This window comes from Pseudomonas sp. 21615526, from assembly GCF_013386245.1.
GTDB lineage: Bacteria > Pseudomonadota > Gammaproteobacteria > Pseudomonadales > Pseudomonadaceae > Aquipseudomonas.
This window is the reverse complement of sequence record NZ_JACAOM010000231.1, coordinates 1-701: the sequence shown is the minus strand read 5'-3', so window position 1 is coordinate 701 and position 701 is coordinate 1. Positions and strand designations below refer to the sequence as shown.

The 701-nt window shown below is 63.9% G+C and carries 1 protein-coding gene; it reads right to left on the bottom strand.

The genetic code is table 11. The features are described 5' to 3' along the window. Positions 1 to 671 (bottom strand): 3-hydroxybutyrate dehydrogenase (locus HX786_RS31415; RefSeq protein WP_178913077.1); only part of this gene is annotated, 671 nt, incomplete at its 3' end. Positions 672 to 701 lie beyond the last annotated feature (30 nt).

Genomic DNA, 701 nt, shown 5'->3' with positions numbered 1-701 from the left:
GTCACGAACTCCAGCGACGGCTGCTTCTCCGCCAGCAAATCCTGCTGCGCCTGCTGCGGGTCAACCCCGCTGGCAATGCGGTCATCAATCTGCTTCTGCACCAGCGGCGTCAGCACCCAGCCCGGGCAGATGGCATTGCAGGTGACATTACTCTGGGCTGTTTCCAGGCCCACCACCTTGGTCAGCCCGATCACCCCGTGCTTGGCAGCGACGTAAGCCGCCTTGCCCACCGAACCCACCAGCCCATGCACCGAGGCGATATTGACGATTCGCCCCCAACCCTTGGCTTTCATGCCCGGCAGGCTCAAACGCGTGCTGTGGAACACCGACGACAGGTTGATCGCAATGATCGAATCCCAGCGCTCCACCGGGAATTCGTCCACCGGCGCCACATGCTGGATCCCGGCGTTGTTCACCAGAATGTCGATGCTGCCAAACTCGCGCTCGGCGTAGGCGATCATCTCGGCGATCTGCGCCGGGTCGCTGACGTCGGCCGGATGATGCCCGACCTTGCCGCCGAAGGCCTGCACCTGGGCGATCACCGCGCTGGCATCGCCGAAGCCGTTGAGGATCAGGTTGGCGCCGGCCTTGGCCAGGCTCAGGGCGATGCCCAGGCCGATGCCGCTGGTGGAACCGGTGACCAGGGCGGTCTTGCCGTTCAATGTCGTCATATCAACCTCACACAATGCCGGTGGCGTAGA